At 70.1% G+C, this 6923-nt stretch carries 9 protein-coding genes and 1 pseudogene; 7 read left to right on the top strand and 3 right to left on the bottom strand.

Annotated features, from left to right (window positions below; all coding sequences use genetic code 11):
• The first annotated feature begins 201 nt into the window (after positions 1-201).
• The 3 genes from C667_RS18560 to C667_RS18550 all read left to right on the top strand — a co-directional run bounded on the left by C667_RS18560 (position 202) and on the right by C667_RS18550 (position 2422).
• Positions 202-654 carry a SixA phosphatase family protein gene (locus C667_RS18560; protein WP_004375307.1) on the top strand — a complete coding sequence of 151 codons (453 nt, stop codon included), beginning with the start codon at positions 202-204 and terminating at the stop codon, positions 652-654.
• A 199-nt stretch (positions 655-853) separates the two neighbouring features.
• Positions 854-1420 (top strand): DUF2062 domain-containing protein, encoded by a 567-nt coding sequence (locus tag C667_RS18555; protein ID WP_004375305.1) that lies wholly within the window; start codon positions 854-856, stop codon positions 1418-1420.
• Positions 1421-1471: 51 nt separating this feature from the next.
• Complete coding sequence (locus tag C667_RS18550) at positions 1472-2422, top strand: hypothetical protein (RefSeq protein ID WP_004375303.1); 951 nt, start codon at positions 1472-1474, stop codon at positions 2420-2422.
• 101 nt (positions 2423-2523) lie between these two features.
• Here C667_RS18550 and mnmA read toward each other — a convergent pair whose 3' ends face one another.
• From mnmA to C667_RS18535, 3 genes are read right to left on the bottom strand one after another with little or no spacing between them, the layout of a single operon-like run.
• Entirely contained in the window at positions 2524-3627 is a 1104-nt protein-coding gene (mnmA, locus tag C667_RS18545) for a tRNA 2-thiouridine(34) synthase MnmA (protein ID WP_004375301.1), read from the bottom strand.
• 28 nt (positions 3628-3655) lie between these two features.
• A complete protein-coding gene (locus C667_RS18540; RefSeq protein ID WP_004375297.1) occupies positions 3656-4348 on the bottom strand; it encodes a hypothetical protein in 693 nt (230 codons plus the stop codon).
• Positions 4348-4809 (bottom strand): NUDIX hydrolase, encoded by a 462-nt coding sequence (locus C667_RS18535; protein ID WP_039922185.1) that lies wholly within the window; start codon positions 4807-4809, stop codon positions 4348-4350. The genes C667_RS18540 and C667_RS18535 overlap by 1 nt, the downstream gene beginning before the upstream one ends.
• Before the next feature lie 228 nt (positions 4810-5037).
• Here C667_RS18535 and C667_RS18530 point away from each other — a divergent pair, with 228 nt between their 5' ends.
• The 4 genes and pseudogenes from C667_RS18530 to C667_RS18515 all read left to right on the top strand — a co-directional run.
• Complete coding sequence (locus C667_RS18530) at positions 5038-5958, top strand: branched-chain amino acid transaminase (RefSeq protein WP_004375293.1); 921 nt, start codon at positions 5038-5040, stop codon at positions 5956-5958.
• A 24-nt stretch (positions 5959-5982) separates the two neighbouring features.
• Positions 5983-6183 (top strand): zinc-finger domain-containing protein, encoded by a 201-nt coding sequence (locus C667_RS18525; protein ID WP_004324121.1) that lies wholly within the window; start codon positions 5983-5985, stop codon positions 6181-6183.
• Between the two features lie 99 nt (positions 6184-6282).
• Positions 6283-6711, top strand: coding sequence for a YybH family protein (locus C667_RS18520; RefSeq protein WP_004375290.1), 429 nt, complete (start codon positions 6283-6285; stop codon positions 6709-6711).
• Between the two features lie 23 nt (positions 6712-6734).
• Positions 6735-6923 (top strand): annotated as a pseudogene (locus C667_RS18515) (phosphomannomutase/phosphoglucomutase); the annotation flags it as partial.

Below are 6923 nucleotides of genomic sequence, written 5' to 3'. Positions count from 1 at the left end.
CGCGGCGGCCTTCGTGCTGGGCTGGCACGCACCGCGCTACGCCCGCCTGCGCCGGCGCGTGCTGGGCGAGTGCGAGCCGCTGCTGTGGGGCGGCAAGCCATGGTGAGCCGGACCGCCCGACCGGCCGCGCGGCGGGCCGCCGTCATCGTGCTGTAACCGCCGCATCCGATGATGCGCGCCCTCGAACCCCGGACGAACGACATGGACCTGCTGCTCTGGCGTCATGCGGAAGCGGTGGACGGCAGCCCCGACCACACGCGCGAACTCACCCCCCGCGGTCTCAAGCAAGCGCGTCGCATGGCGCGCTGGCTGGAAGACAACCGCCCCAAGAACCTGAAGGTGCTGGTCAGTCCCACGCTGCGCACCCGCCAGACCGCGACCGCCTTCACCGACGAGTTCGAGATCGTCAGCAACCTGGGACCGGAGGGCAACGTTGCCGACATCCTCGCCGCCACCGGCTGGCCCGAGGGCAACGGCGCCGCCCTGGTGGTCGGCCACCAGCCCGGCCTCGGCCGCCTGTGCGCGCTGCTGCTCTCGGGCAGCGAGGCCGACTGGACGATCAAGAAGGGCGCGCTGTGGTGGTTCACCAACCGCGTGCGCGAGGGCGAGACGCAGACCGTGCTGCGCGCGGTGATTCCCAGCGAGCTGGCGTGAGCCGTGAGGAGTAAGGGGCTCCTCGCGCCTCACGCCTCACGGCTCACGCCCCATTGAATTCCTTGCCGCGAGCGCGGTCGAAGCCGGCGAGAAAACCTCCCGGACGGCAGGCTCGCGCACGGTCCTCGAAGCCCGTGACGGGCTCGCTTGTGCTTTGCGATGCAATGCGTAAGATGCCGTCTTCCTTCCGGACCGGACCATGCTCGAACGCTTTCTGCCCACTCGCGAAGCCATCACGCAAAGCCGCATGCTGCGCTGGCTCGGTCCGCGCCTGCACGACCCGCTGCTGTGGCATGTGAACCGGCGCTCGGTGGCGCGCGGCGTGGCGATGGGCGTGTTCTTCGGCCTGATGATCCCGATCGCGCAGATCCCCGCGGCGGCGATCGCCTCCCTGCTGCTGCGCGGCAACCTGCTGATCGCCGCGGCCTCCACGCTGGTGAGCAATCCGCTCACCTACGGTCCGCTCTATTACTTCGCCTACCAGCTCGGCGCGGGCGTGATCGGCCGCCACACGCCGCCCGACCTCACGCCGGACGACGTCGAGGCGCCGGTGCGAGCGATCGACTCGCTCGCCCAGGCCTGGGCCTGGGTCGGCGGCATCGGCCAGCCGCTGCTGGTCGGCATGGTGATCATGGCGGTGACCGGCTCGATCATCGCCTACTGGGGCACGCAGCTGTTCTGGCGGCTGCGCGTCGCCGCCCGTCGTCGTCGCCAGCGCCGCGCGCGCAGCGCGCGCGCATCCGCGCGGGCTATTGGAAGCGCCTGAACGCGGGCGTATCCTTCGCATCCCTCTAAGGCTCAACGGACGGCCACGGCCATGGAAGACTCCATCCCCGAAGGTACGGTCGCGATCATCGACGGTGTCCGGCGCATCCACTACGACGGCTACTGGCTCAAGGCCTACGAGCCGCCGGCGGACACGCTCGACGCCAAGAAGCGGCTGATCCAGGCCCTCACCCGGCGCCTGTTCAACCACGTCGAGCACGGCATCAACATCCCCGGCAAGCGCCTCGACGACGCGCGCCGCGCCTACGACGCCGAGGACGACCCCGCGCGCAAGCGCGTCAAGGGGGCGATGTACGCCGGCGCGCTGTTCAACCGCGCCACCGACATCTTCACCAAGCTGGTGGAGTTGCAGGAGCTGGGCATCGAGATCGCCACCGACAACCCGCTGATGCGCGAGTGCGGCGGCTGCCTGCAGGAGGCGCTCAAGCTCGGGCGCCTGGTGTTGCACCGCAGCGGCGACGAGGGCATCGACGAGCTGTGGGGCGAACCCTTCCGCGCCTTCTCGATACCGGTCGAGGCCTTCTACGAGAGCCGCTACATCAAGATCGCCCAGGCGCTGCGCGAGGTGGACCGCATCGCGGCGGTGATGGCCGCCACCTTCGCCACGACACCGCTGTTCCGCGGCGTGGAGCCGCTGGTGTTCGACTTTGCGCGCATCGCCAAGATCAAGTGCGAGACCCTGCGTACCGACCCGGACATCTTCGACGTGTGGGCAGAGTTCGTCACCGCCTCGGAGCGCCTCGCCGCACTCGCCCCTGCACTCGGCCCGGCCGCCGACGAGAGCACCCGCCAGCTCGCCGCCGACGGCCTGCACCTGATCCTGCAGGGACGCAACCTCGTCACCGACATCATCCGCGCGCGCGTGACCATGCCCAAGAGCGCGCGCGAGTTCATCGAGCGCTGCGAGACCTTCGCGGCGCGCGCGCAGGCAGCCGCTCACCCGCCGCTCGCCGCCGCAGACGTAGGCGCGACGCGGGCGTAGGGCAGGCGTGCGGCCCGCGGCGCCTCACGCCTCACGCCTCACGCCTCACGCCTCACGCCTCACGCCTCACGCCTCACGCCTCACGCCTCACGCCTCACGCCTCACGCCTGCAGGATGATTCCCCCGCCCAGGCAGACCTTGGACTCGTACACCACCACGCTCTGCCCCGGCGTCACCGCCCACTGCGGCTGGGCGAAGGCGATCTCGGCGCGGCCCTCGGCGATGCGGTCGATCTCGCAGGGCTGGTCGGGGGTGCGGTAGCGCGGCTTGGCGGTATACACCCAGTTGGTGTGCGGGTCGCGCCCGGCGATCCAGTTGAGGTCACCGGCGACCAGGCGGTCCTTCAGCAGCGCCGGGTGGGCGTGGCCCTGGACAACATGGAGCACGTTGGCCTTGACGTCCTTGCCGGCCACATACCAGGCCTCATGCTCGCCCGCCTCGTCCTGGTTGCCCTTCAGGCCGCCGATGTGCAGGCCCTTCCGCTGGCCGATGGTGTGGTACATCAGCCCCTGGTGCTCGCCGAGCACGCGACCGTCGTCGAGCGCGCGGATCTCGCCCGGCCGGGTCGGCAGGTAGCGCATCAGGAACTCGCGGAAGGGGCGCTCGCCGATGAAGCAGATCCCGGTCGAGTCCTTCTTGTCGGCCACATGCAGGCCGGCCTCGGCGGCGATCCTGCGCACCTCGCGCTTGTACAGCGCGCCGAGCGGGAACATCGTCTTCGCGAGCTGCTCCTGGGTGAGGCGGTAGAGGAAGTAGCTCTGGTCCTTGGTGCCGTCCTCGGCCTTGAGGAGCTGGTACTCGGTGCGGCCATCGTTGGTCCATGCGCGCACCTGGGCGTAGTGGCCGGTGGCGATGCGCTCGGCGCCGAGTTGCATGGCGTGGTCGAGGAAGCAGCGGAACTTGATCTCGGAGTTGCACAGCACGTCCGGATTGGGCGTGCGCCCGGCCTCGTACTCGCGCAGGAAGTCGGCGAACACGCGGTCCTTGTATTCGGCGCTGAAATTGACGACCTCGAGGTCGATGCCGATCACGTCGCACACCGAGGCCACGTCGACCAGGTCCTGCCGCGTCGAGCAGTACTCCGAGTCGTCGTCGTCCTCCCAGTTCTTCATGAACAGGCCGGTCACCTGGTAGCCCTGGCGCTTGAGCAGCAGCGCGGTCACCGCCGAGTCCACCCCGCCGGACATGCCGACCACCACCTTCATCCCCGCCCCATCCTGCTTTCCTTCCCGACTACTGGACATTCGGTCCCCCTCCATTGAGCCATTCCGCGAGCGGCAGCACGACAGCCGGCTCGCCATTGTCGACGAACCAGCTGTCGACCACGTAACGTTGTCCCGGACGGTCGTCGCCGTCCCCCTCCCCCGCAGCCCCGATCACCAGCCCGTCCTCGGTGCAGTTGCAGCCCGCCAGCGCCTCGCCGGGCGGCAGGCGATCGATGCGCTCGGCCACCGACAGCACCTCGATCACCGCGCTGAAGTGCTGCAGGATCAGCCGGGTACGGCGCGCCGGCTCGACGACGCGGTGAAAGCGCAGCGCCCCGCGCGCCTCGAGCAGCTGCAGCAGCCGGGTCGTGGTGATCGAGTGATCGATGCAGTCCATGCGTCCGTCCGCGCCCTCGTCGAGCAGGTTGCCGGCACGGTCGGTCGCGACCGCTGTCTGCGTCGCCGCCACCCGGTACAGCCCGCCCACCGCCTCGGCGAGGTACTCGCGCTCCTGCGCCGCGCTGCGCGCCGCCGCGAGGCGTGCACCGATGCGGCGCAGGGCGGCGGCATGCACGCGCACGCGTGCCTCGCTCGCGCAGCCGTAGTTGTAGCAGATGCTCACCTCCGCCCCGGAATCCGATGCCGCCACGCCCACCGTCGCCCACGTCGCCGCCGGCCACGCGAGCAGCGCGCACAGCAGCGGGCGGAGCCGGCGCGTCATCATCCCGTCGCGCTGTGATGCACCAGCGCGAGCGGATGGCGCTGCCCGGCGATCCAGTCCTCGATGCACTGCAGGATCAGCGGGCTGCGGTGGCGATCGGCGCACGCGCGCACCTCGTCGAGCGTCAGCCACACCGCGCGCACGATGCCCTCGTCGAGCGGGCGCCCGGGGTCCTCGCCGCGCAGGCGGCCGCCATAGGCGAAGCGCAGGTAGGTGATGTCGCCCTGCGGCCGCGTCCACTGGTAGATGCCGACGAGGTATTCGGGCTCGAAGTGGTGGGCGGTCTCCTCGAGCACCTCGCGCACCGTGGCCTGCAGCAGCGACTCGCCCTCCTCGAGGTGGCCGGCGGGCTGGTTGAAGCACAGGCCTTCGGGCGTCTCCTCCTCGACGAGCAGGAAGCGGCCGTCGCGCTCGATGACGGCGGCGACGGTGACGTTGGGTTTCCAGGGGCGATCCTTCACTCCGATGCTCCAGCGCATGAAGGCCCGCATTCTAGCGCGCACCACCCTGGATGGAGGAGCGCCGCGTGCCGGCCGCCCGCGCCGATGGCAGGTCGCTCGCGGCCTGCGCGCGGCGCGCGTCCTCGGCACGGCTTTACGCTAGAATTGCAAGGCTTTGCGCCCCGTGAACGATCGGGGGCGCGCAACGAACCCATCCAGCGAACATTTTTCAAGGCGGAGATCTTCATCATGTCCATGGCTGACCGCGACGGCTTCATCTGGCAGGACGGCAAGCTAGTTCCGTGGCGCGAGGCGACCACCCACGTCCTCACCCACTCGCTGCACTACGGCCTCGCCGTGTTCGAGGGCGTCCGTGCCTACAACACCGTCAGCGGCACCGCGATCTTCCGCCTCGCCGAGCACACCCAGCGCCTGATCAACTCCGGCAAGATCTACATGATGGACATCCCCTACTCCAAGGATGAGCTCATGGAGGCGCAGAAGGAGGTCGTGCGCGCGAACAAGCTGGAGTCCTGCTACCTGCGCCCGATCGCGTTCTACGGCTCGGAGAAGATGGGCATCTCGACGCTCGGCGCGCGCGTCCACGTCGCCATCGCGGCCTGGCCCTGGGGCGCCTACCTCGGCGAGGAAGGCCTGCAGAAGGGCATCCGCGTGAAGACCTCGTCCTACACCCGCCATCACGTCAACTCGACGATGCCGCGCGCCAAGCTGTCCGGCACCTACCCGAACTCGATCCTCGCCAACCTCGAGGTCACCCGCCAGGGCTACGACGAGGCGCTGCTGCTCGACAACCAGGGCTTCGTCGCCGAGGGCGCGGGCGAGAACCTCTTCATCGTCAAGGACGGCCGCATCTACGAACCCGAGATCGCCTCGGCGCTCACCGGCATCACCCGCGACTCGATCCACGTCATCGCGCGCGAGCTCGGCTACGAGGTCGGCACCAAGCGCCTGACGCGCGACGACATCTACCTCGCCGACGAGGCCTTCTTCACCGGCACCGCCGCCGAGGTCACCCCGATCCGCGAGCTCGACGACCGCCAGATCGGCGCCGGCCAGCGCGGCCCGGTCACCGAGAAGATCCAGTCCCGCTTCTTCGACGTCGTCAACGGCCGTGCGCCCGAATACGCGCACTGGCTCGCCCACGTCTGATCTCCACGCTCCGAGGATTCCGTCATGGTTGAGAACACCGACAAGACCCAGGCCGTCGTCACCACCGCCAAGGACCTGCCGCTGCACTGCCCGCCGCCGGGCGCGCCGCTGTGGGCCCGCCACCCGCGCGTGTTCCTCGACATCCTGAAGACCGGCGAGGCCGTCTGCCCGTACTGCAGCGCGCACTACGTGTTCAACGGCGAGCGCCCCAAGGGCCACCACTGAGAACCGGGTCGCGGGCCGCCCCCGGCCCGCGACCCGACCGGACCACGGGGGCTGCGGCCCCCGTGGTCTTTACGATCCACCCACAATAACAACATCCCCTTGAGCAGACCTGTCTTCACCACCGCCCTCGAAGCGGAAGCCGCCTTCTACCGAGCCCTCGCCGAGGGCGACTTCGAGGCCCTGATGGGCGTCTGGTCGGAAGAAGAGGAGGTCGTCTGCGTCCAGCCGGGCGGCCCGCGCATCGTCGGCCTGGCCGCAGTGCGCGAGATCTGGCGCCAGATCCTCGCCGACGGCGCCCGCATCCGCATCGACGTCAGCCACGCGGTGGCCAGCGCCACCGCGATGATGGCGATGCACTGCGTGCTCGAGCGCCTCGCCACCGACGGCCCCACCCCGCGCACCGCGACGATCGCCGCGACCAACGTCTTCGTGCGCGGCGCCGAAGGCTGGCGCATGGTGCTCCACCACGCCTCGCCGGTGCCCGAGACCTCCGGGCAGGAGGATTCGACGCCGCGCGTGCTGCACTGAGCCCGCCCGACCTGGAGTCGTCCATGCGTCACGCCCTGCCCGCTGCCGAGCTCTTCAAAGCCTACGACATCCGCGGCATCGTCGACACCGTGCTCACCCCCGCGGCGGTGCGTGCGATCGGCCACGCGCTCGGCTCCGAGGCGGTGGCGCGCGGCCAGCGCGCGATCGCGGTGGGCCGCGACGGCCGCCTGTCCGGCCCGGCGCTCGCCGAC

The sequence above is a fragment of the Thauera phenylacetica B4P genome (genome assembly GCF_000310225.1).
GTDB lineage: Bacteria > Pseudomonadota > Gammaproteobacteria > Burkholderiales > Rhodocyclaceae > Thauera > Thauera phenylacetica.
The sequence above is the reverse complement of the archived record's forward strand: the minus strand, read 5'-3'. Positions and strand labels throughout refer to the sequence as shown.

Coding starts and splice junctions, on each gene's coding strand:
- C667_RS18540 (WP_004375297.1), bottom strand. CDS start 4,348: ATGACGCGCCGGCTCCGCCCGCTGCTGTGCGCGCTGCTCGCGTGGCCG.
- C667_RS18555 (WP_004375305.1), top strand. CDS start 854: ATGCTCGAACGCTTTCTGCCCACTCGCGAAGCCATCACGCAAAGCCGC.
- C667_RS18550 (WP_004375303.1), top strand. CDS start 1,472: ATGGAAGACTCCATCCCCGAAGGTACGGTCGCGATCATCGACGGTGTC.
- mnmA (WP_004375301.1), bottom strand. CDS start 3,627: ATGAAGGTGGTGGTCGGCATGTCCGGCGGGGTGGACTCGGCGGTGACC.
- C667_RS18530 (WP_004375293.1), top strand. CDS start 5,038: ATGTCCATGGCTGACCGCGACGGCTTCATCTGGCAGGACGGCAAGCTA.
- C667_RS18560 (WP_004375307.1), top strand. CDS start 202: ATGGACCTGCTGCTCTGGCGTCATGCGGAAGCGGTGGACGGCAGCCCC.
- C667_RS18525 (WP_004324121.1), top strand. CDS start 5,983: ATGGTTGAGAACACCGACAAGACCCAGGCCGTCGTCACCACCGCCAAG.